At 39.3% G+C, this 23,206-nt stretch carries 24 protein-coding genes, 1 pseudogene and 1 riboswitch; of the genes and pseudogenes, 7 read left to right on the plus strand and 18 right to left on the minus strand.

The annotated features are described in order from the left end of the window. Positions 1-103: 103 nt before the first annotated feature. Complete coding sequence (locus F7888_RS14175) at positions 104-454, minus strand: GIY-YIG nuclease family protein (protein ID WP_191780451.1); 351 nt, start codon at positions 452-454, stop codon at positions 104-106. A gap of 232 nt (positions 455-686) precedes the next feature. Between F7888_RS14175 and F7888_RS14180 the strand changes: the two genes are divergently transcribed. Both F7888_RS14180 and F7888_RS14185 read left to right on the plus strand, forming a co-directional pair. Beyond that, the gene (locus F7888_RS14180) at positions 687-1,115 is read left to right on the plus strand and encodes a hypothetical protein (protein ID WP_318246297.1); all 429 of its coding nucleotides are present in this window, start codon (positions 687-689) and stop codon (positions 1,113-1,115) included. A gap of 127 nt (positions 1,116-1,242) precedes the next feature. Beyond that, complete coding sequence (locus F7888_RS14185) at positions 1,243-1,845, plus strand: alpha/beta hydrolase (protein WP_191780453.1); 603 nt, start codon at positions 1,243-1,245, stop codon at positions 1,843-1,845. Positions 1,846-1,879: 34 nt separating this feature from the next. Here F7888_RS14185 and F7888_RS14190 read toward each other — a convergent pair whose 3' ends face one another. The 11 genes and pseudogenes from F7888_RS14190 to F7888_RS14235 form a co-directional block, all read right to left on the minus strand. Next, the gene (locus tag F7888_RS14190) at positions 1,880-2,404 is read right to left on the minus strand and encodes a GNAT family N-acetyltransferase (protein ID WP_191780455.1); all 525 of its coding nucleotides are present in this window, start codon (positions 2,402-2,404) and stop codon (positions 1,880-1,882) included. Between the two features lie 1,275 nt (positions 2,405-3,679). Further along, positions 3,680-4,351, minus strand: a complete 672-nt coding sequence (locus F7888_RS14195; protein WP_191780457.1) for a GNAT family N-acetyltransferase — start codon at positions 4,349-4,351, stop codon at positions 3,680-3,682. Between the two features lie 29 nt (positions 4,352-4,380). Next, positions 4,381-5,259: a carbon-nitrogen hydrolase family protein gene (locus tag F7888_RS14200; RefSeq protein WP_191780459.1), complete on the minus strand. Its 879-nt coding sequence runs from the start codon at positions 5,257-5,259 to the stop codon at positions 4,381-4,383. A gap of 240 nt (positions 5,260-5,499) precedes the next feature. Then, the gene (locus tag F7888_RS23085; protein WP_412096005.1) at positions 5,500-6,447 is read right to left on the minus strand and encodes a methyl-accepting chemotaxis protein; all 948 of its coding nucleotides are present in this window, start codon (positions 6,445-6,447) and stop codon (positions 5,500-5,502) included. Next, positions 6,442-7,185 (minus strand): annotated as a pseudogene (locus F7888_RS23090) (cache domain-containing protein); the annotation flags it as partial. The gene F7888_RS23085 and the pseudogene F7888_RS23090, both read right to left, overlap by 6 nt. 163 nt (positions 7,186-7,348) lie before the next feature. Further along, positions 7,349-7,636 (minus strand): hypothetical protein, encoded by a 288-nt coding sequence (locus F7888_RS14210; RefSeq protein ID WP_191780463.1) that lies wholly within the window; start codon positions 7,634-7,636, stop codon positions 7,349-7,351. Positions 7,637-7,746: 110 nt separating this feature from the next. Beyond that, positions 7,747-8,142, minus strand: coding sequence for a VOC family protein (locus tag F7888_RS14215; protein ID WP_191780465.1), 396 nt, complete (start codon positions 8,140-8,142; stop codon positions 7,747-7,749). Between the two features lie 218 nt (positions 8,143-8,360). Next, positions 8,361-8,738 (minus strand): winged helix-turn-helix transcriptional regulator, encoded by a 378-nt coding sequence (locus tag F7888_RS14220; protein WP_191780467.1) that lies wholly within the window; start codon positions 8,736-8,738, stop codon positions 8,361-8,363. 243 nt (positions 8,739-8,981) lie between these two features. Then, positions 8,982-10,640 (minus strand): glutamine--tRNA ligase/YqeY domain fusion protein, encoded by a 1,659-nt coding sequence (locus tag F7888_RS14225; RefSeq protein WP_191780469.1) that lies wholly within the window; start codon positions 10,638-10,640, stop codon positions 8,982-8,984. Between the two features lie 167 nt (positions 10,641-10,807). After that, positions 10,808-11,380: a TetR/AcrR family transcriptional regulator gene (locus tag F7888_RS14230; protein WP_191780471.1), complete on the minus strand. Its 573-nt coding sequence runs from the start codon at positions 11,378-11,380 to the stop codon at positions 10,808-10,810. Between the two features lie 18 nt (positions 11,381-11,398). Beyond that, positions 11,399-12,106: an MBL fold metallo-hydrolase gene (locus tag F7888_RS14235; RefSeq protein WP_191780473.1), complete on the minus strand. Its 708-nt coding sequence runs from the start codon at positions 12,104-12,106 to the stop codon at positions 11,399-11,401. A 187-nt stretch (positions 12,107-12,293) separates the two neighbouring features. On the opposite strand from F7888_RS14235, the gene F7888_RS14240 reads away from it, so the two are divergent. After that, on the plus strand, positions 12,294-12,482 hold the full coding sequence (locus F7888_RS14240; RefSeq protein ID WP_191780475.1) for a hypothetical protein: 189 nt from the start codon (positions 12,294-12,296) through the stop codon (positions 12,480-12,482). A gap of 1,174 nt (positions 12,483-13,656) precedes the next feature. Here the strand turns inward: F7888_RS14240 and F7888_RS14245 are convergent. Both F7888_RS14245 and F7888_RS14250 read right to left on the minus strand, forming a co-directional pair. Then, on the minus strand, positions 13,657-14,088 hold the full coding sequence (locus F7888_RS14245) for a threonine/serine exporter family protein (protein WP_191780668.1): 432 nt from the start codon (positions 14,086-14,088) through the stop codon (positions 13,657-13,659). Between the two features lie 10 nt (positions 14,089-14,098). Further along, positions 14,099-14,851: a threonine/serine exporter family protein gene (locus F7888_RS14250; protein WP_191780477.1), complete on the minus strand. Its 753-nt coding sequence runs from the start codon at positions 14,849-14,851 to the stop codon at positions 14,099-14,101. Positions 14,852-15,016: 165 nt separating this feature from the next. Here F7888_RS14250 and F7888_RS14255 point away from each other — a divergent pair, with 165 nt between their 5' ends. Then, the gene (locus F7888_RS14255; protein WP_191780479.1) at positions 15,017-15,400 is read left to right on the plus strand and encodes a CotD family spore coat protein; all 384 of its coding nucleotides are present in this window, start codon (positions 15,017-15,019) and stop codon (positions 15,398-15,400) included. Positions 15,401-15,456: 56 nt separating this feature from the next. Here F7888_RS14255 and F7888_RS14260 read toward each other — a convergent pair whose 3' ends face one another. The 3 genes from F7888_RS14260 to thiW form a co-directional block, all read right to left on the minus strand. Continuing rightward, on the minus strand, positions 15,457-17,175 hold the full coding sequence (locus F7888_RS14260) for an ABC transporter ATP-binding protein (RefSeq protein WP_191780481.1): 1,719 nt from the start codon (positions 17,173-17,175) through the stop codon (positions 15,457-15,459). 170 nt (positions 17,176-17,345) lie between these two features. Continuing rightward, entirely contained in the window at positions 17,346-18,245 is a 900-nt protein-coding gene (purU, locus tag F7888_RS14265; protein ID WP_191780483.1) for a formyltetrahydrofolate deformylase, read from the minus strand. Between the two features lie 46 nt (positions 18,246-18,291). Further along, positions 18,292-18,783 (minus strand): energy coupling factor transporter S component ThiW, encoded by a 492-nt coding sequence (gene thiW, locus F7888_RS14270; protein WP_191780485.1) that lies wholly within the window; start codon positions 18,781-18,783, stop codon positions 18,292-18,294. Positions 18,784-18,956: 173 nt separating this feature from the next. Continuing rightward, positions 18,957-19,061, minus strand: a riboswitch (TPP riboswitch). Positions 19,062-19,194: 133 nt separating this feature from the next. Between thiW and F7888_RS14275 the strand changes: the two genes are divergently transcribed. Continuing rightward, positions 19,195-19,890: a DUF1287 domain-containing protein gene (locus F7888_RS14275; protein WP_318246299.1), complete on the plus strand. Its 696-nt coding sequence runs from the start codon at positions 19,195-19,197 to the stop codon at positions 19,888-19,890. 37 nt (positions 19,891-19,927) lie between these two features. On the opposite strand, the gene F7888_RS14280 is transcribed toward F7888_RS14275, so the two are convergent. Beyond that, positions 19,928-20,914 (minus strand): DUF3231 family protein, encoded by a 987-nt coding sequence (locus F7888_RS14280; protein WP_191780487.1) that lies wholly within the window; start codon positions 20,912-20,914, stop codon positions 19,928-19,930. 157 nt (positions 20,915-21,071) lie between these two features. Here F7888_RS14280 and pepT point away from each other — a divergent pair, with 157 nt between their 5' ends. Together pepT and F7888_RS14290 are read left to right on the plus strand one after the other, a co-directional pair. Further along, the gene (gene pepT, locus F7888_RS14285) at positions 21,072-22,307 is read left to right on the plus strand and encodes a peptidase T (RefSeq protein ID WP_191780489.1); all 1,236 of its coding nucleotides are present in this window, start codon (positions 21,072-21,074) and stop codon (positions 22,305-22,307) included. Between the two features lie 115 nt (positions 22,308-22,422). After that, positions 22,423-23,142, plus strand: a complete 720-nt coding sequence (locus tag F7888_RS14290; RefSeq protein WP_191780491.1) for a 3-ketoacyl-ACP reductase — start codon at positions 22,423-22,425, stop codon at positions 23,140-23,142. Positions 23,143-23,206: the final 64 nt, after the last annotated feature.

A 23,206-nucleotide genomic window follows, 5' to 3' on the forward strand; every position in this document is an offset into this window, starting at 1 on the left:
CCAATTCGCATCTAATCTCGATTGGTATGCTTTTCATTCTGCAGCCTGAATATACTTTTTGTCTGGAACAGCAAATTTGAGAAAAACAGCCTTTTTATTAAGACTACTTTAGGTTATACCCTTGTTCTCCATACGGTTGTAACTTTTCTAGCCATTCTTCTTCAAGATTTAATAACGCTTCTTTTTCGTTAATATATGGATGATCACTCTTTTTCAACTTTTCCAATACCTCAATTATAAAAGCATCTTTGCCATACTGGTTCCATTCTTTTTGTAGCTCCTTGTTTGTTGTATATCCATTTGTTTCAAGCATGAATTTTAATCCGTTTAGTGTTTTAATGTTTTTCGTACTTCCAACCAATATTTTATGATTGATTGTATTCTTTATCTGATAAACACCTGCTTCGACGGATGTTTCCTTAAAGTGTTGTTTCAACTCTTTCTTACGATCCACGTTTTCCACCTACTATTATCTTATTTTAATAAACCGAATACAGTAAATATCGTTTTAAATTATATAGGAAACTATGTAAGATTGCACAGAAATTCCTATCAGGATAGAACATACAGCTATTGACAATTTTGATAAACATAAGGCGTCCTGTCAAGAAAGGGACTAGATATTATTCAAACACTGGACTATTTTTCCTGAAAATTAGGCATGATAATTTTGAGGTGGATTAGGCGTGAAAAAACGAATAATATTGATCATTTCGATTTTGTTAATTTGTACTAGTCATGGATATGCTCAGGAGAAAAAATGTCCTTCGTTAAGTGAATTAGAGCAAACATCCATCAAGAATCAAAGAGAAGTCATTGAAGCCTTAAATACGTTAATACCAAATACGTATGGAACAGGTATCGATGATTTTCCTGACATGTATACGAAATGGAATGTCTTAACTGCAAAACCTTTTCCAGACACAGTTGGTCATGAAGACGAAGAAGCCTATTATGGTATTGCCAAAACCTTTTGTGGGAAGGAAATTGCTAATAGGTCCTGGCTTGTCCGCTTAGACTTTCCAAAAGCACCTGGCGCTAGCTTAGGACAGGGTCAATTATTCTTAGCAAAAAGCAAGGACAACGGCTGGTTTGTTTGGTATCAATACCATTAATCGGCTTTTCCTTCAACACAGCTTGAGCAATCATCTTAAGACGGATGATTGCTTATTTTTTTTGAGGAAGGAATAATGACTTTAAACGACGAATAGATACCTGTAAAATGTTTAGGGGTGATAAGCAGTGACTATTTCAAATAGGTTTCCTTTTAGATTAATAGAGCAAAAAGAGGAAACGAATAATTTAGTAATTGTCTTACCTGGAGCAGGTTACACCACACAGGCTCCATTATTACACTATACAACAGGGCTATTTCACTCGAAGGGTTTTGATGTTTTACATGTGAATTATTCTTTTAATAGAGAAGAGTTATCTGTTCTAAACGGAGAAGAATTCGCACAAGATGTCCAATTTATCATCGACCATGCCATTAAGAACAAACCATATCGTCAAATTTATATTGTGGCAAAATCGGTTGGAACAATCGCTTTAAGTTATCTGCTAAATCATACGATGTTCAAAGACTCAAAAGTGGTCTGGTTAACCCCCTTACTGCAAAGAGCTGATGTATTGAATGCAATGGTTCAAAATGTAAACAAAGGGCTTTGTCTGATTGGAGATAACGATCCTTGCTTCATACCGGAACGCTTTGAACTATTGAAAAATAATCAACACCTCGTTTCAAGTGTAATTGAAGGTGGAAATCATGCACTAGAGCTTGAGAACGAACCTATTGATTCTATTGATATATTAAAAAGAGTTATTTCCGATATAAATGAATTGTAATAACAATACAGGGCTTCGTTGAAACGAGATGAGTTTAGCGAATAGCCCTGTTTTCATTTATGGGAAGTGAAAAATGAAGGTAGTACTTCAATCCTAAGAATCCAAAGCGCTCCTTACCTTTATAGTGAAAGCCGATTTTTTCATATAAATGAATGGCTCGGTGGTTTCCTTTATTTACAGCTAGAACAATCTCGTCAAATTCACAAAAATACTCCTGCAAAAATGGACGTAGTGCCCTGAAGGCATCGGTTGCGTAGCCTTTACCTTGATCCTTCAAATTAATTGAAAGGGCACGAAGGAGAATCGCTCTCGGGTTTGCTGTATAGCCTTTGATCTCAGGTCCATAGTGCAATATAAAGAAACCCACTGGCGTTCTACCATGTTGGATGACAACTGGGAATCGATAGGGGTCTTGAATAGCAAGCTCAATCACATCCTTTGGTAATGCCGTGAATTTAAGCTGTGATGGTGTTAGGTAAAAGCTTTGTAGAGCTTGGTGATGCCCATGATGATAAGGACGAAGAGTAATAGGCGAAGCTTCCACTAATGACTTTAACATGTTCATGTCACTCCAACTGAAATAAGATAAAATCATTCTACCAAAGCCCATTTGAAAAATTCATCGAAACCTGTCTTTGAACATTGTGATTTTTGAATTGTGGTGACATTATTTAAAAATGCTGGGGGGTGAGGGTATCTAGTTACCTCAGCCTGCACCTCTCAGGCGCTTGAGGGCACTACTTCGCTCTTCTAGGTACCTCATCCTGCTCTTCTCACTGGTTTGAGGGCACTACTTCACTCTTCTAGGTACCTCATCCTGCTCTTCTCACTGGTTTGAGGGCTCTTCTCCGCTCTTCTAGGTACCTCATTCTGCTCTTCCCACTGGTTTGAGGTCACTACTTCACTCTTCTAGGTACCTCATCCTGCTCTTCCCACTAGTTTGAGGGCACTACTTCGCTCTTCTAGGTACCTCATCCTGCTCTTCTCACTGGTTTGAGGTCACTACTTCACTCTTCTAGGTACCTCATCCTGCTCTTCTCACTGGTTTGAGGTCACTACTTCGCTCTTCTAGGTACCTCATTCTGCTCTTCCCACTGGTTTGAGGGCTCTTCTCCGCTCTTCTAGGTACCTCATTCTGGTCTTCCCACTGGTTTGAGGGCTCTTCTCCGCTCTTCTAGGTACCTCATCCTGCTCTTCTCACTGGTTTGAGGTCACTACTTCGCTCTTCTAGGTACCTCATTCTGCTCTTCTCACTGGTTTGAGGGCTCTTCTCCGCTCTTCTAGGTACCTCATTCTGCTCTTCCCACTGGTTTGAAGTCACTACTTCGCTCTTCTAGGTACCTCATCCTGCTCTTCTCACTGGTTTGAGGTCACTACTTCACTCTTCTAGGTACCTCATCCTGCTCTTCTCACTGGTTTGAGGTCACTACTTCGCTCTTCTAGGTACCTCATTCTGCTCTTCCCACTGGTTTGAGGGCTCTTCTCCGCTCTTCTAGGTACCTCATCCTGCTCTTCCCACTGGTTTGAGGTCACTACCCTGTGCTTCTAGGTACCTCACCCAGCACCTCTCAGGCGCTTGAGGTCACTACTCCGCTTTTCTAGTTACCTCATCCACTACTACTCAGCGGTTTCGAGACTCTACTCGGACCTTCTAGATACCTGATCCACTACTACTCAGCGGTTTCGGGACTCTACTCCGCTCTTCTTGTTACCTCATCCACTACTACTTGGAGCTTCAAAGGCACCACTCTACACTTTCAACCTATCGCCCAACTCCCGAATCCAAATACGAAAAAAACGGATCCTCCCATTGGAGAACCCGCTTTCGTTATCGTTAAATAGGTTTCAATTCTACTGTTTCACTCTTTTTCAATGTGTCAATCATGTCTAACCATTGCTGTGGTTTGTTTGAAAGAACACTGTAATAAGTCGTTAAGAAATCAACAACAAGCGCTGCTGGTAATTCGCTCACACTGTCATCTGTTGGCATAAATGATAACTGCAGTCCTTCAACCGCTGTTCCATCATTTTCCCAAGACGGGTGAACATACTCTAAATCTAGACGCTTATAGCCAAGATGTGATAGCACTTCACGACGTACATATGGATCCATCGTTTTCACGCCACCAAATTCATGATTCTCCCCATCATACGGATTATATATTTCAGCAAACATACCAAATAGCTCTTTGCCATTTGCTTTTGCTAGGTCATTTAGATCCTTCAAACGACTTTGCGCTAGGAATCGACCAATGCTCAAGCCTGGCTTCCCAACAATCGTGAAGTCTGTCATGGCAATATTCCAATCAGGGTAATAACGATATTCCGTCACCCCAACAACTTCATCCTCATGTAAGGCAACAAACACACGGATACTAGGATCCTCCAGAGGCTCTTTCCAAAGGGAGTATTCTAATACTTCCTCCTTCGGAAACACTTCCTTCATTAAATCATGGAGCTTTTTAAATAGTGGATCATCTATGCTATTGACTCTAATATATTGCATTAATTCGTCTCCTTTTGTCCTAAGATTCGTTACTCGCCCTTACTCGCTGGACTATTCCAATCTGTGTATAAATCGGTACGACGGTCACGCCAAGTCGTAACAGAGCCCTTTTCTCTTACTTCATAAAGTAAGTTTAAATCTAAATCGGCTGTTACAATCATATCATTATTTAATTCACCTTCCACTAGAAGACCCTGTGGTGGGAATGGGATATCATTAGGCGTGATGACAGCTGCCTGCCCAAAATTGGCACGCATGAAATTAACCGTTGGAAGAGCTCCAACTGTACCAGTTAGAACAACATAGACTTGATTCTCAATCGTACGAGCATGACTTGTGTAACGAACACGATGGAAGCCATGACGGTCATCTGTACATGATGGACAAAAGATGACGTCAGCTCCTTTTGCTTTCGCCATGCGAACAATTTCAGGAAATTCGATATCATAACAGGTTAAAATCGCAATTCTACCCTTATCTGTATCGAACACATTTAATTCATTTCCTGGAGCCATTTTCCACTCATTTACTTCAGTTGGTGTGATATGAAGCTTTGCCTGCTCTGCAATCCGACCATCTGGGTAAAATAAGTGTGCAACATTATATAATTTATCATCTTTACGAATGACATGAGTTCCCCCAATAATGTGCATGCCTGTTTTCATCGCGAAAGAAGAAAAGAGCTGGCGGTATTGCTCTGTGAAGCCTGGTAATTCATTGATTGTTAGGTTTGTTCCTTGATCGCTTCCAATCGAAAGTAATTGTGTTGTGAAAAACTCTGGAAACAGCACAAATTCTGATCCATACTCTTCAGCCGTTTTTATATAGTGTTCACACTGTTTTGCAAAATCGTCAAAGGACTGAATGGTATGAAGATGATATTGCACTGCAGAAACACGTAGCTTCATTTACTTCTCCTCCTTAAAATACATGTTAATCGTGATTATGAAACAAATCGACAAATTTAACAAGTACGAACTTTTTTGTTATAAAGTTTCCTGGAGGATACTATGGATGATCTTAAGGATAAAAAGATCATCGGTATGTAGTATTACCTGTTTTCGTAAATATTTGGGACATAGTTATAATTCCCTATATTAGGATTTCATAAAAAGAAGACTACCAATCAGGTAGCCTTCCGTGATAATTTATACTTTAAACCTTGTTATTAAATCCTTCAGATCCTCTGCTAAATTAGATAACGCTGAGGCAGATGCAGCAATTTCTTCCATAGATGCAAGTTGTTCCTCGGCTGAAGCTGCTACACTCTGTGAATGCATGGACGTTTCTTCAGATATAGTAATAATTCCAAATACTGTTCCTGAAACTTCTTGTGTACTAGCCGATATTTGTTCAGATGTTGCTGCCATATCATTGGTTTGATCTGTTAATCTTCCCATAAAATCAAGAATTCCGTTAAAGTTTTCTCTAGTTTGGTTAACAACTGCTAACCCCTCTTGGACATCAACAGATACTTGTTCAATGGATTTGTTGGATTTGTCCATCTCTTCTTGTATCGTCTTAATCAGAGCTGAAATTTGTGAAGAGGATTGCTGAGATTGTTCAGCCAGTTTTCTAACTTCGTCTGCGACAACAGCAAAGCCTTTCCCGTGTTCACCAGCTCTAGCAGCTTCTATCGCTGCGTTTAATGCTAGTAAATTCGTTTGATTCGCAATATCATTTATAACATTTGTTATTTTCTCAATTTCTTGTGAGCGATGTTCAAGCGTTTTTATTGCTTCTCCACTTACTTGAACAGACTCATTAATAGCATTGATTTGCTTGACCGTATTATCGACAAACAAACCGCCCTCTTTAGCCTTTTCTACAGCCTGTATACTTACTTCTGAAACGACTGTCGCATTTTCAGCAATGGACTGTATTCCTCTTGTCACTTCCTCAAGAGCCATTGAGCTTTCTTGCACACTTTTAGTAGATTGTTCTGCACCATTAGCTACTTGTTGGATTGATTCTGTAATGGTCTCTGTAGCAATACTCGTTTGCTCAGAGCTTGCAGTCAGTTGTTCTGATGAAGAAGCTAGTTGTTCAGATGTAAACATTACCTCATTTATCATATTTCTAAGGCTTCCAGACATTTGGTTGTAGCTCACAGCTAAAGAGCCAAGTTCATCGCTTGAATGATCATCAATTTTTGTTGTAAAGTCACCATTTCCTGCAAGAGTAAGGGCATTAGAAACAATTGTAAGTCTCTTTTTCAAGTTATGGGTGAACCAATACACAATTGAAGTAGCCAAGGCAACCATAATAAGTAAAACAATGATAAATTTTATTAAAAAAGAAGATAGTATTTCATTTATTATTTGTTGAGAAGCACCGATATACATAATTCCAACAACTTCCCCTGTTGCACTCTTCAATGGCATATATGCCGCTTGATAAGACTCTCCTGCCACATCTGCTTCGCCATAATAGTTTTCACCATTTTTTATAACAGCATCTACTACCTCAGGTGAAGCTTGGGTGCCAATCGCACGCTCTCCATCTCTCATTACATTAGTAGTTACACGTGTGTCACCTAGAAATATGGTAACCGTGTCCCCTGTATCTTCACCAATCTTATCTACGATTTCGTAGTTTTCGTTTATTAAAGAAGTTCCTTTATACAGCTTATTCTCTTTCACTTCCCAATCACCAGGGTACTTATTATTAACATATCTATAAGCTAGTCCTAGATCCCCTTTTGCTTTCTGTACAGCAAATTCATTGATTCCTTTTGTCACCTCTTGGATCACAACAAAACCAATAACTGTTGATAAAACAATGATTATTGATAACACAATTAGATTTATCTTTGTGCCTAATTTTAATTTCATGATTTTCCCCAAATGTATCTACCCCTATTGTTAATATTGAAAATAACTTATAGGTTACTATCGGTTTTTTTATGAAAATATTTATTTAATTACACTATGTAAATAGTGGAAACATCGAAAATAAAAAACGATCCTTCATCATTGAAGAATCGCCTTCTAAATTTTAAGCGTCACTTATTTTATTTTTCAAAGAGAAATAGGTAATGACACTTAAGGTAAGGTACATCAAACACAACATGTATCCTACTGTTATTGAATAATTAAATACATTATATATATTCATGATCCCTATTAAGATTAATATTCCAAGAAATAGATAGCCCTTTTTCATATTTTTACGAAAGATAGAAGAAAAGATAGCCAATGCTAAGACGGTTGTTATTAAGTGACCAACCAATAACAACGCTCCCCATAACAAATCATTGTCTAGTGATATCCACTCTGGATACATCCTCTTCCACCTCCTAAAGTTGTTTATAGGATTTTCATATAACATTTAGGCTGTTTCCGTATTAGTGTTACTTTTAAAGCCGCAGCCTAACTACTACAACACCATACTTACTAACTTAAATGAAAATAGACAATTTCCCATATATGACCATCTAGGTCTTTGAAATATCCTGAGTAACCCCAATCATATTCTTTTGGGTAAGAAGGGAGAAGGGTCCCACCAAATTCTACTGCTGCTTTTAAAATCGAATCTACTTCGTCTTTACTTGCAGCTGTATGACTCAGAATTACTTTGGATGCATTTTGAAAATCATCTGATTGACTAAATTCCTCAAGCTCAGAACGAAGATATAAGACCAATGATACATCTCCTTCTAAATCAAAAATAATATGATCTGATCCCTCAACTAACCCTGAGGTTGGTAGACCTAATCCATCTCTATAAAAGACGATTGACTTCTCTAAATCAAGTACTGCAAGTGTAATGATATTTATTTTCGGCTTCAAATTTAATCCCCCAACTATACAATGTTTAAGAGTTGAACAAAGATAGAAACACACAAACTGATGAAAAATGTCATGAACCAATTTATTTTTTTGGTTGTTTTAAACAGGATATTAAGTACCGATCCAATTATCATGCATGCTAAAAATGCGACTAAGATCATGATATATTCCATACAAACTCCCTCTCAATCCAAAAACATTATTTAAGGAACTAACCTTCAGTCACGTTCCATATTCTGAGTAATGACACTCATTCGATTCTTTCCCCATTCATACATCATCTCAACAATAGGTAGTAATGATTGACCGACCTCTGTCAGTGAATACTCCACTCTGGGTGGGACTTCTGGGTAGGCTTCTCGGTGGACTATGCCGTCTTCAATTAGCTCTTTTAGTTGATTGGATAATATCTTATGAGTGATTTTCGGAAATAATTTTTGCAGTTCATTAAAACGATGTGCCCCATGTAGTCCTAAATGCCAAATAATGACGACTTTCCATTTGCCACTGATGACGGAAAGAGTTAATTCCTTCTCACAATTGAATTCTCCCTTTTCAATCTTCTCTCGTATTTCTTTTCTTAACAAATCAGACATAATGAACACCATCCCTTCCCAATCGGATATTGGGTAATAAGAAGAAAGACCGTTGAAACTAGATCAACAGTCTTTCTTTGTATGTGTTATATCATTTGGCTGTTTTTTTATAAATTGTTACTTTTATAGCCGCAACATGAATACACTCCGCGTCCTGCGGGGTCTCACTTTGGCCACGCATCCCGCGGGAGTCTATGTGTATTCATGCTGCTAGAAATAAAACAATCACTTTAAGAAAACAACCTATAATTTGAACGAGCTTTTAAGCGATACAATCAGATTGAAGACAAGCTGCTCTGCTGTTGTATGCTTTGGATCGACATTGAAGTAGCCATGTCTGAAGAATTGGAACTTATCCTGTCCCTTCGCATCCTTCATATTTGGTTCAACAAATCCTTGAATGATTTCCAATGAGTTTGGATTCACTTGTTCAAGGAATGATTCTGTCTCTTCGCCTTCCTCGTTATCTAGAACAAGAGGGTTATACATACGGAATTCAGCAGGCACTGCTTGAGTCGCCTCTACCCAGTGTAGTGTTCCTTTTACTTTTCTTCCTGTAAAGCCTGAACCACTCTTTGTTTCTGGATCATACGTACAACGAAGCTCAACAACATTGCCGTCCTCATCCTTAATCACTTCTTCACACTTAATGAAATAAGCATGCTTCAAGCGCACTTCATTTCCTGGGAATAGACGGAAGTATTTCTTCGGTGGATCCTCCATAAAGTCATCCTGTTCAATATAAATCTCACGAGAAAATGGGATTTGACGAGTTCCCATTTCTGGAACCTCTGGATTAATTTCAGCATCAAGCATTTCAACTTGACCTTCAGGGTAGTTTGTAATCACGACTTTTAACGGCTTCAATACAGCCATTGTTCGAGGTGCTTTCAGCTTCAAATCTTCACGAGTGAAATGATCAAGCATTTGAGCATCTATTACACCGCTTCCCTTATGAACCCCAAGCTCCTTACAGAATTCGCGGATTGCTTCAGGTGTAAAGCCACGACGTCTTAGACCAGAAATGGTTGGCATACGTGGATCGTCCCAGCCATCAACAAACTTTTCATCAACAAGCTGCTTCAATTTACGCTTACTTAATACTGTATTTGTCAGGTTTAAGCGAGAAAATTCATACTGCTGTGGTTTAGCTTCTGTCTCACAGTGTTCAATCACCCAGTTATAAAGTGGGCGTTGGTCTTCAAATTCTAACGTACAGATGGAGTGAGTCACTCCTTCAATTGCGTCCTCTAATGGATGAGCAAAAGCATACATTGGATAAATGCACCATTTGTCACCTGTATTATGATGTGTTGCATGAGAGATTCGGTAAATAATTGGATCTCTTAAATTGATATTAGGAGAAGACATATCTATTTTTGCACGTAATACCTTTTCTCCATTTTGAAACTCACCATTTTTCATGCGTTCAAATAAATTTAGGCTTTCTTCGATACTACGATTGCGATATGGACTTTCTTTTCCTGGCTCTGTTAATGTCCCGCGATATTCACGGATTTCATCAGCAGATAAATCATCCACATATGCTAGTCCTTTTTTGATTAACTTAACTGCATATTGATACATTTCATCAAAGTAGTTTGACGCAAAACGCAAATCATCCCAGTCAAACCCAAGCCATTTCACATCTTCTTTGATTGCATTGACGTATTCCACATCTTCTTTTAGCGGATTCGTATCATCAAAACGTAAATTTGTTTTTCCATTGAATTCATCAGCTAATCCAAAGTTAATCACAATCGATTTCGCGTGACCTATATGTAAGTAACCATTTGGTTCAGGTGGAAAGCGTGTAATAATTTCCTTGTGCTTCCCTGACTCTAAGTCCTCAATTATTATATCCTTAATAAAGTTTGAAGCATGTGAAGTGCTCTTTTCCATAAAAAACTCAACCTTTCTTCATCTATACCAGACATGATTCATATTAATTGTAGTTATAACACAAATACTTGGAGATATCCATTGGTAGACTGGCTTCTCCCCGATTTCTGTCTCTTTCTCTATTCTACCAGAGTGTATAAAAGAATAAACCCTAAGGAAGGGATTATTTACTCAGGGTTGCTACTAAATTTATTAACACCAACTAAATACGAATCAATCAATCTTCTCAAGCTATCATTGAGGTCTAACGATAAACCAAATCCCCCTTTTTGTTCAAGCGAAGCAAAGCCATGAAGGATACTTCTAAGCCCTCGGACTGCATGAATCGCATCTTCATCCTTTAATTGATAGTATGCTAAAATCTGAACAGTTAAGTCAACAATCTTAGAGCCTGCCTGCTGCACACTCTCGTCATTTGGAGGAAGAAGAGCTGCCTCATACACCCCAGGATTCTCTCTCACAAAGGTAACGTAAGCTATACTCATCGCATGAATGGCTTCATTGCCGGAACGACCGACAGCCGCTTGCGTCAAAGCGTTATACAGCTGTTCAATTCCGTAGATCGTCAATTGCTTCTTTAAATCATCTAAACCAGCAATGTGATTATATAAAGAAGGGGATCGTACATTTAGTTTTTTGGCTAAGGAAGCTAGTGTAATCGCCTCAAGACCTTGTTCATTTATCATTTCTGCGGCTACTTTTAAAATTGTATTCGAATCTAAGCCAATTCTAGGGGACATACCGATCTCCTTTCCAACTTAGGCAAATTTCTCTTCTGCCTCTTTAATTGCTTGCTCCATCAAATGTTGTGGTTGTTCTAGCATTCTTCCATGTCCAACAGCTAAAACAGAGGGCTTCAAACCTGCAATTTTGATGGCACTTTTTAATGCCATCTCTTTATTCCAAGTCCCGAATGCAGGAAAAGGAAAAAACGGCTGAACCTTCCCAGCAACAGCGATCCCCCCTTGTATTTGAAACGCATCTCCAGCAATCACTGCTCGATTCCTTGTATCAAGAAATGCCATCGAACCTGGTGTGTGGCCAGGTGTATAAATTGCCTCAATCGATCCAATTCGATCACCTTCATTTAATAAAATCGTTGGTTCCGTTTTAAGGTTTTTAGGTACGCCTCCTTTTATAGGCGTAATCGGTTCACCTTCTTCCAGAGAACGATCTCCTTTCATTATTTTTGCATCTCTGGTTGATATATAAACATCTGCCGCTGGTAGCTCCATTTTCAACTGATCTAACGCCCCAACATGATCTTCATGAGCATGTGTTAACACGATGTTAGTAATTGGTTTCTCCATTTCTCTTGCTGCCGCCAGAATCCCTTTCGCACTAAAAGGTAACCCCGCATCAATCAACGTAAGCTCACTCTCTTCCTCAACCAAATAACAATTCACAGGAAAAAAACGCGGTAAGAAGGCCAATTGATACACCGTTTCAAAACGAGTCACTCTCATCCAAACTCCCACCTATCTGATTAACTAATGATATTATTATTTTAACTAATAACATTAGTTTTAACAATCAACCATTTGTCTATTTAACAGTAAATTTACAATTTTTCTAAAAATAAAGCTATTTTGTAATCTTTTCCTTATGAAGGATAACTTTTAATAGTATAATTATGGAAAAGGAGTGAAGCAAATGATTAAATTATGGGGAATTGTTTTAATAAGTGTGGTTTTGTTGTTACTATTCGGCTATTTATTAGATAAAACGACGAATCGTTATAAACAAATGAACGATAAGAATGCAAAAGAAGGACTAGAAACAATTAAAGATGAAACTCAAAAAAATAACCCGCCTAATTCAAATCAAATAGGGCCGTGGTAGGCAATATTCCACTCGTAGTGGCGTCGATTGATGGTTTCTAACTTTGTCCCTAAGTCAAGAGCCTACTCTAGTACGCGGGCTAATTGATATGCTTCAGATGGGAAGAACACTTCGTTGAATTCTTCCTCTCTTTCGTTGGATTATCGCGCAAGTTCGGCGGATTCTCCCCAGATTTCGTTGAATTCATTGATATGCTTCACTCAGGAAGTTCACTTCCGTTGAATCATATCTCTCTTTCGTTGGATTATCGCGCGAGTTCGGCGGATTCCCCCCAGATTTCGTTGGATTCATTGATATGCTTCACTCAGGAAGTTCACTTCCGTTGAATCATATCTCTCTTTCGGTGGATTATTGGCCACGTTCGGCGGATTCCTCCCAGATTTCGTTGAATTCATTGATATGCTTCACTCAGGTAGTTCACTTCCGTTGAATCATACTTCTCTTTCGGTGGATTATCGCCCTGGTTCGGCGGATTCTCCCCAGATTTCGTTGGATTCATTGATATGCTTCACTCAGGTAGTTCACTTCCGTTGAATCATATCTCTCTTTCGTTGGATTATCGCCCTGGTTCGGCGGATTCCTCCCAGATTTCGTTGAATTCATTGATATGCTTCACTCAGGTAGTTCACTTCCGTTGAGTCATATCTCTCTTTCGTTGGATTATCGCGCGAGTTCGGCGGATTCCCACCAGATTTCGTTGAATGAATTAATATGCTTCACTCAGGAAGGTCACTTCCGTTGAATCATATCTCTCTTTCGTTGGATTATCGGCCTGGTTCGGCGGATTCCTCCCAGATTTCGTTGAATTCATTGATATGCTTCACTCAGGAAGTTCACTTCCGTTGAATCATACTTCTCTTTCGTTGGATTATCGCCCTGGTTCGGCGGATTAGATCCAGATTTCGTTGAATTCATTAATATGCTTCAGACAGGAAGTTCACTTCCGTTGAATCATACCGCATTTTCGTCGGATTGTAGCTCAAATTCGTTGGAATCGGACTTGATTTGGTTGAAATAATTGATATGCTACAGCCATGAAGGTCCGTTCCGTTGAATTCATCCGTATTTTCGTTGGATTATCGCCCTGGTTCGTCGAATGATCCTCTTAGCAGGCTGACTCCCGTGGGATCAGTGAACTCCCACAGGACACGGAATATATTCAGTCTGCGACGTCTCACATCTTGGGCTTCCGAATCACCTGATTAAGCACCTCAGAAAACACAAGCCCCACAGCAATCGCACCAGAAATCATAAACGCTCTCGCTGCAAGTGGAAGTGCCTGACTATAATCATTCTCGACAAAATTCCGCATCGCATCATACGCCAACCCTCCTGGCACCAACGGAATAATTCCCGCTACACTAAAAATAATCATCGGTGTTTTATAAAGCTTTGCAAACAGATGACTAATGACTGCAATCAGAAACGAAGCCGAAACTGTCGCAAACACATAGTCCACCTGGATTTCTACGAGATAATAGTAAAGAGCCCAACCAATCATCCCAACGAAACCACATTTTACAAGGGAATTCTTTGGGGCGTTGAAGATAATCCCGAATGCCGCTGAGGCAATAAAGCTTGTGATAAATTGTGCTAGCAAAAGAATCCCTCCTTCTCTAAATTGAAAACACGATCGCGATACCCGCGCCAATCGCAAAAGCTGTTAAGAAGGCCTCAGCCCCCTTAGATATTCCAGAAACTAAGTGACCCGCAATCAAATCTCTAACCGCATTCGTGATTAACAGTCCCGGTACAAGCGGCATGACCGACCCGATGATGATCTTATCTAAATCGATTCCAATCCCCAGTCGCACAAACAGAATCGCAATCACACCAATGAGCGCTGACGACATAAACTCAGCAAAGAACTTCAATTTCACTAGATGATGAAGATAAAGTAAACTAGAAAATCCGATCCCACCCGTGATCATTGCAGGAATGAAATCATTCCATTGCCCTTGGAACATGATTAAGAAGCAACCACTCGCAATCGCAGCTGCCACGATTTGAATACTCGTATGGTACACAAGCTTAGCTGCCTCAACCTCCTTCAATTCCTGATAAGCTGCTTTCACCTCAAGTGAGCCACTGCTAATTCGTCTTGAAATCCCATTCACAATCGTAACCTTTTTTAAATCAGTGGTTCGATCTGAGACTCTAATCAACTTCGTCGAATGCTCTCCATCAATGGAAAAGATGATTCCAGTTGGTGTAACAAAGCTATGTGAATGATGATATCCATACGCAGCCGCAATACGGGTCATCGTATCCTCCACACGATAGGTTTCTCCACCACTTTGAAGCATGATTTTCCCTGCTAAAACACATACCTCCATCACATCATGGGAATGTTTCTGTGTATTTGTCATTTTTTTCTCTCCAAATCGTAGTATAAGAACATCCATTATAATCCTTTTTGACATGAAAATGAAATTGAAGCACATCTTACTAGGCGAAAATTCCACGAATTATCTATTACCCCTACAAGTTGTGAAACATATAGTATTAAGACTAAAAAAAAGGAGGAATAAATGATGTCATGTTTTGGACCTAGACCTAAAGCATTAAGTCCTGTTGTTTATCCAACAAGGGTAAATGCAGTGAATTCAGTGCAGAATATCGAAGTTCCACATATTCATCCTTCACACACAGTATTTAATCGACACACAAACTTTGTTCATAGACACTATTATCCGCACACAACTTCAGTAAACAATACTGTATCTAACCAACATGTTCAAATGGGACCAACAGCAGCTGGCCCTGGATTCCCGGGTAATGTTGCTGGTGCTAATGCGGGACCAGGTTTCCCGGGTAATGTTGCTGGTGCTAATGCGGGACCAGGTTTCCCAGGTAATGTAGCTGGAGCTAACGCTGGATTCCCAGGCGCTGGATGCCACCGCAAAAGATTTTGGTAATGAATGTTTTGTGAAACGAAAAAGAGGATGCAATCCACTGCATCCTCTTCTCTTTCTTATGTTCGTTGATATTGAACTCGGTGAAGATTTGCAAAGATTCCACCTTGCTCAATTAATTCATCATGTCGACCTTCTTCTGCAATTCCATTCTCTGTCACTACTACGATTCGGTCTGCATTTCGGATGGTAGCAAGTCTATGAGCAATCACAAGCGTTGTACGATTTTTTGAAAGCTCTGTTAACGCCTCTTGAATAAATAATTCAGTCTCTGTATCTAGAGCTGAAGTTGCTTCATCTAGAATTAGGATCGGTGGATTTTTCAAGAACATTCTCGCAATCGCGATCCGTTGCTTTTGACCACCAGACAGCTTCAATCCTCGTTCCCCAATTTGGGTTTCATATCCATCAGGAAGGGAAGCAATGAAATCCTCTAAATAAGCTCTTCTTGCTGCATCTTTTATTTGCTCTTCTGTAGCATCAAGCATTCCGTAAGCAATATTTTCGCGAAGTGTCCCAGTAAATAAGAACACATCCTGCTGTACAATCCCAATTTGAGAACGTAAAGACTGCTTTGTCATTTGACGAATGTCAATCCCATCAATAGAAATGGCACCCCCATCGACATCATAGAATCTCGGAATCAGTGAACAAATCGTCGTTTTCCCTGCACCAGATGGACCAACAAACGCAACCGTTTCTCCTGCACGAATGTTCAGATCGATGTTCTCTAACACATTCTTCGTTCCTTCATAGCTAAATGTTACTTGATCAAATTTGATATCCCCTCTAAGTGTCGGAACAGAAATCGCATCCTTTGCATCGACAACCTCAGGCTCCTTATCAATTAACTCTGTGAAACGCTTAAATCCTGCCATTCCTTTTGGATATAGCTCCATTAACGCGCTAATTTTATCAATCGGTTTTAATAGAACATTTACATATAAAACAAAACCAACTAATTCCCCATATGACAACTGACCCGTGAAGCTTAACCATGCTCCAAATACAAGCACAATAAGTGTGATAAAACGAGTCATCATGTAAATTCCTGAATTGCTGTATGCCATAATTTTATAAGCAGCAAGCTTTGAATGACGGAATTTCTGATTGTTTTTTCTAAATCTCTTCATCTCGAAATCTTCATTTGTGAAAGACTGTACTACACGTACTCCTGATACACTATCTTCCACACGACCATTTACATCAGCGATATTGCCATACATTGTCTTCCATGCTTTGTTCATTCTTAGATTACATATAACAATTAACCAAATGAGGAACGGAACAACAACAATCGCCGCGAAAGCAAGCTGAACATTAATCGTCAACATAATCCAGAAGGCACCAAAGAATGTCATAATCGCAATGAATAAGTCCTCTGGACCATGGTGGGCCAATTCACCAATATCAAACAAGTCATTTGTAATCCGACTCATCACATGTCCTGTTTTCGTATTATCAAAAAAACGGAATGATTGCTTTTGGACATGGTTAAATAGCTGTTGTCTCATATCAGTTTCGATATTAATGCCAAGCTTGTGCCCGAAGTAGTTCACAACATACTGCAAGCTAGTACTCAATAAGTATAGTGCTAGCAATCCGGCACTCACCCACACAATCGCCGACCAGTTTTGACCTGGAAGAAGATCATCAATAAACCATTGAACGGCTAACGGAAAAGCTAATTCTAAAATGGCAACAAATACCGCACTACTGAAATCAAGCGCAAATAGCTTTTTATGCGGTAGGTAATAGGTAAAAAAACGCCGAATCATCTCTCTATCTCCTTTTTCCCGAAAATTAAAAAAACATATAATACTAGGATTATATGTTTAAGACACATATTATTCAAGGGATTCAGACCATATTAAGAAACGCTCAGAGATTTTGACTCCTAGACTCTGGGCGTTTTCGATTTGGTGATTATGGTCATTTCGTTCGTTTATTAAAAAATAATCGTTTTATTTCCATGAACAATGATCCGATCTTCGAGGTGCCATTTCACTGCTCTTGCAAGGACGCTCCTTTCAATCGATCGACCAATTTTCTTAAGGCGATTGACATCTGCTTGGTGATCCACTCGCATGATATCTTGTTCAATTATTGGACCTTCATCTAAATCATTTGTCACATAATGTGAGGTTGCACCAATCAACTTAACACCGCGCTGATATGCCCGTTCGTACGGACGAGCACCAACAAATGCTGGTAAGAACGAATGATGAATATTTATGATTTGATTTGGGTGCTGTGCCACAAAGGTAGGTGTGAGAATTTGCATATAACGAGCGAGAACAATCAAATCAATCTGATATTGTTCAAGTAAAGCTAACTGCTGCTTCTCTACCTCTGGACGGTTCTCTTTACTTGCAGGAATATAGTAAAAAGGAATATGAAGGGCCTCAACAATCTCCCGACAATCTTCATGATTACTAATGACTAGCGCAATCTCGGTGTTTAAATCTCCACTTTGCCACTCCCATAATAATTCACGTAAACAATGGAGTTCCTTTGAAACAAAAATAGCCGTTCTCTTCAGTTCCTGTGAAAAATTAAACGTTGCTTTCATCTCAAACTTTGTTGCAATCTCTTTGAAACGCTGCTCTAAATCGGCCTTCTTCTCCTTGAGCCCAACGCATTCAAATTCGATTCTCATAAAGAAGGTACCTTCTGTTGGATCTGTTGAGTATTGACTTGACTCAAGAATGTTCGCACCTTGTTTATATAAGAAATCTGAAACCGTAGCGACAATTCCTGGCTGATCTGGACAATTTATGAGTAACCGCCCTCTATTTTTATGCAATTCCTGATACGCTTGTAATTGCTCTTGAACAAATTTATCCATCTTCACTAACCTCTTCTATTTAAGTATTGCTTCACATTATACTTCTCTATGAAGATCTTTTCCATACATTCGATTTCATGATACGAGTCACGAGAAATAAACCAATAAGTGCGCCAGCAATACTACTAACAATAAATGGTGGGATGAAGAAAAAGCTCGCGAAGGTTGTTCCCATCAAGACTTTTGCGTAAGGAACAGCAATTAGTGGGGCAATAATCCCTGACCCTATCACTTCTCCAGCTGCGGCACTCCATGTTTTTTTCATTTTACGATACACATATCCAGCTAAAAAGGCACCAAGCATTCCTCCCGGGAAAGCTAAAAGGGAGCCTGTTCCTAATAAATTTCTTAAGACGGCTGTTATAAATGCGACGATGACTGCCGGCACGGGACCAAGTAACACTCCAGCTACTACATTTACAGCATGTTGAACAGGGTAAGCCTTGGCTACGCCTGCTGGAAACCACAAGAGCGATGACCCAAAGGTCCCAATCGCAGCAAACAAAGCCATATAAGTAAGACGATAAGTTTTTGACATCTTTCTAACCTCTTTCATTTCTAAGGTAGCTTCTACACAACAGGTGGGGTGTGGCTGTTAACTCATAGATTTCCGTATTAATCTATTACTTTGACTAGCTATGCAAAACAAAAAACACTCCAACTAATTGCTGAAGTGTTAATAATCTATGAACGAGAAACAATACTGTACCGTTTTCAATTACTCCACTTCCCTTCGCTAGCATTACCTAGACCAGGTTCAAAGGGTTAAGAACGTTCTCTCTCAGCTTTTTCAACAAAGCACCCCTAGTGTATACATACCTATTTTTCTACTATTGTAACATAATCTAACTGAATTATTTGGCTTTTCTCATTGTTTTCTTTCATTTCATCTTTTATCATGTAACTAGTTACTAAAATTTGGTGAATATCCGCTAAGGTGGTGTCCTTCGTGAAGGTTAAAAAAAGGCGTCTCTCATTGTTTATTGTCCTTACGGCTATGATTCTATTTATCCTCTTTTATAAAAACGGGATCTTATTAGATTCAATTGGCATTCATTTATCGAACCCTTTCACTCCAAAAGTAACGATTGAAGACAATTATTCAACGACTGACCGCAATAATAATGGAATACCTGATCCGATTGACATTGTCACAACTGCAAGAAAAGAGGTTGAGCAGAAGACCACTTATAAGAGTGCTTATTATGCGGGCGGATACCCACCAAATGATGAAGGTGTTTGTACGGATGTAATTTGGAGAGGACTGCTAGGGGCAGACATTAACTTAAAAGACGTCATGGATGAGGACATTAGTAGCCATACAAAGCTATATCCAAGAGTAGGCGGTTCACCTGATCCGAATATTGATTTCAGAAGAGTACCGAATCAATTCGTCTATTTTCAAAGATTTACAGAATCGCTGACAACAGAGCTAATACCCGGGGATGTTGAAAATCTTAAAGAATGGCAGCCTGGCGATATTGTCTTTTTCTTAGATGGTTATCACCATGTTGGAATTGTTTCAGACAAACGAGCGAAAGATGGTACGCCTTATTTCATCCATAACAATCCACCGTTTGCAGCAGAAGTGAAACTTTCCTCCTTTAAGACACCAATCGCTGGCCATTTTCGTTGGAACTATTAAAAACAGATTACCAAACGCATGGTAATCTGTTTTTTCTTTACTCTCGATTTGGTGCTTTGGGTGGTTGCTCCATCCAGCCTTTTTCAATCATGATATTTGTTCCATCTTCAGAGTATTGAAGGATTTCTGCAGCCAATCGTGTAAAATGAAGGGCTATGTCCTTTCTCATTGATGTTGCAAGTCCTACACCATAATTATGAATCCCTTGTGAATTTAATAATGTAATAAGCCCGAGCATTAATTTCTCGGAGAATGGTGCTTCATGGGATTCAGTCACACCAAAATTCCAGGAGGACGGAACCGGTAGTTGCTCATCCTTGAGAACCTTCGAGAATACCTCAATATGCTTGTCGCTTATTTCTTTTCCTCTTTTAAAATAAGTCTTAATCTCTTCATCACTTGTTGTCTGGATAAAACTTGAAATCAAGCTAAGTCCAATTGAATTGGTGATGATATTATAAAATAAATGGCCAATTTCCATACCAAGTAGTGTTCTCTTGTCTCCAAACCAACCATTTAAGAAGCTTTGTTTCTGTACATATTCCTGGTGATCTGGTACTGGTATGTAAGGTGCTCTCAGCCATAGGCCTTTTTCCAATAATAGATTTCTGGACTTCCCTACATGTTCGACGGAATCCGCTAAGCACTCTTCATAATGTCTCGTTACATCTTCTCTAGCAGCTGTATTCAAGGCTAACGCGCTGTAGGCAAGATTCCCTCTACCAATAAACCATACGAAGAATAGGATAAATTCATCTGTATACAGCTTTTTCGCATCAATATGAACATCTTCGTCAGTAAATGCTCTCGGTAAAGGAACACGATCAGCATTTAAAATGACTTCAATTTGTTTATGATGATTTCTGCTGGTCTCTAGGACAATATTTACTTGTTCTTTGACCTGTGGGTCCTCAGAAATTTCTTGAAAATAGGTTAATATCGCGATATTCATGCTACCCCATTGATAACTGGACCATAAATAAGCCATTTCTGTAGACGTTAAATCGATCTTATCCTTTGCCATATACAGTCTCCTTACATATTTTTTGTCACGGATATTTTTACCCTTTTTCTCAGAATTAGTCATGCTCTATCTAACTTTTACAAAAAGTCTACTTTATTTTTTGATTCTTTTTAATAGATGAAATATGATGAAATTAAGATCAAAAGGAGTGATATCTATGAAAGAAAAACTGATTGAAAGACTGACTAGATATGTAAAAGTGGACACACAATCAAATGAAGAGAGCACCACATGCCCGTCAACTCCGGGGCAATTAGAGCTCGCTCACCTTCTAGTTGATGAGTTGAAAAGCATTGGAATGGAGGAAGTGACCATTGATGAAAATGGTTATGTGATGGCAACTCTTCCTGCCAATACTGACAAGGCTGTACCTACGATTGGATTTTTAGCACATGTTGATACAGCCACTGATTTTACCGGCAAACATGTGAAGCCTCAGCTTATTGAAAATTATGATGGAGAAGCAATTGTTCTCAATGAAGCACTAGACGTTGTCTTATCTCCAGCTGATTTCCCTGAAGTCACGAGCTACAAAGGTCATACGCTAATCACAACGGATGGCACAACTCTTCTTGGCGCTGATAACAAAGCTGGGATTGCAGAAATCATAACTGCCATGGATTTTCTCATTCAACATCCAGAAATCAAGCATGGGAAAATTCGTGTGGCCTTCACACCTGATGAAGAGATTGGAAGAGGCCCTCATAAGTTCGATGTATCAGCCTTTGATGCAACATATGCCTATACAATTGATGGTGGTCCACTAGGGGAGCTTCAATATGAAAGCTTTAATGCTGCCGCTGCAAAAATCACCGTCAACGGGACCAATGTTCATCCAGGGACAGCAAAAGGGAAAATGGTCAATTCGATGAAAATTGCGATGGAATTACATGCGATGCTCCCGGCTGAACAAGCACCAGAATTAACAGAAGAATATGGTGGCTTCTATCACTTAAACTCATTTAACGGTGATGTCGAGAAAACAACGCTAAGCTATATCATTCGTGAGTTTGATAAAGAAGAATTTGCTCGTAAGAAGGACCATTTACACCAAGCAGTTGAAAAATTAAAAGAAGTATATGGACCAGAGCGCATCACGCTTGAAATGAATGATCAATACTACAATATGCGTGAGAAAATTGAGCCAGTGAAGGAAATCGTTGACTTAGCCTTCAAAGCAATGAAGAACCTACAAATCGAACCATTAATTAAACCTGTACGCGGTGGAACGGACGGGTCTCAGCTTTCTTACATGGGACTACCTACTCCAAACATCTTCACTGGAGGAGAAAACTTCCATGGGAAATTCGAATACATCTCAGTCGATAACATGATCAAAGCCACAGAAGTTATCGTCGAAATCGTTAAAGAATTTGAACAAACTGCTGAGTAGGTTTTCTGTGAGCATCATGATGCATGATTTCATCGCGTTTGCGGTATAATCTCTGTCATGATGTTTTTTAAGTAACATCATATTCATCAATTGTACATAAAGGAGGATTCTACGTATGGCACAATCAATACAAGGAAAAACAGCACTGATCACTGGATCAGGAAAAGGAATTGGACGCGCAACTGCGCTTGCATTAGCGAATGAGGGCGTGAATATCGGTCTTTTAGCACGAACTGAGAAGGACTTAGTGGACGTTGCAAAAGAAATCGAAGCAACAGGGGTGAAGGTTGCCTATGCAACAGCTGATGTTTCATCCATGGAGGAAGTAGACGCAGCTGTAAAATCATTAACTGACAGCCTTGGCACGTTCGATATCTTAATCAATAACGCTGGCATCGGAAAGTTTGGTAAATTCTTAGAATTAGACCCACAGGAATGGAAGCAAATCATTGATGTGAATTTAATGGGGGTTTACTATGTTACTCGCGCTGTTCTTCCTCAATTAATTGAGAAAAACGGGGGAGACATTATCAATATTTCTTCCACTGCTGGTCAAAAAGGAGCACCTGTTACAAGTGCTTATAGTGCATCAAAATTTGGCGTACTTGGCTTAACTGAGTCATTAGCGCTAGAAGTACGTAAGCACAACATTCGTGTAACTGCTTTAACACCAAGTACAGTTGTAACAGAGCTTGCTTACAAAGAAAACTTAATTGGAGACAAGCCAGAAAACGTGATGCAGCCTGAAGATTTAGCGGAAATCATTGTATCACAATTAAAGCTACACCCACGTATTTTCATTAAATCATCTGGTATGTGGTCAACGAATCCATAAAAATAAAGGGCTACTAATTTTGGGAGGAAAATCTCTCTCTAATTAGTAGCTTTTTTTATATTGT

The sequence above is a fragment of the Litchfieldia stipae genome, assembly GCF_014837155.1.
GTDB lineage: Bacteria > Bacillota > Bacilli > Bacillales > Bacillaceae_L > Litchfieldia.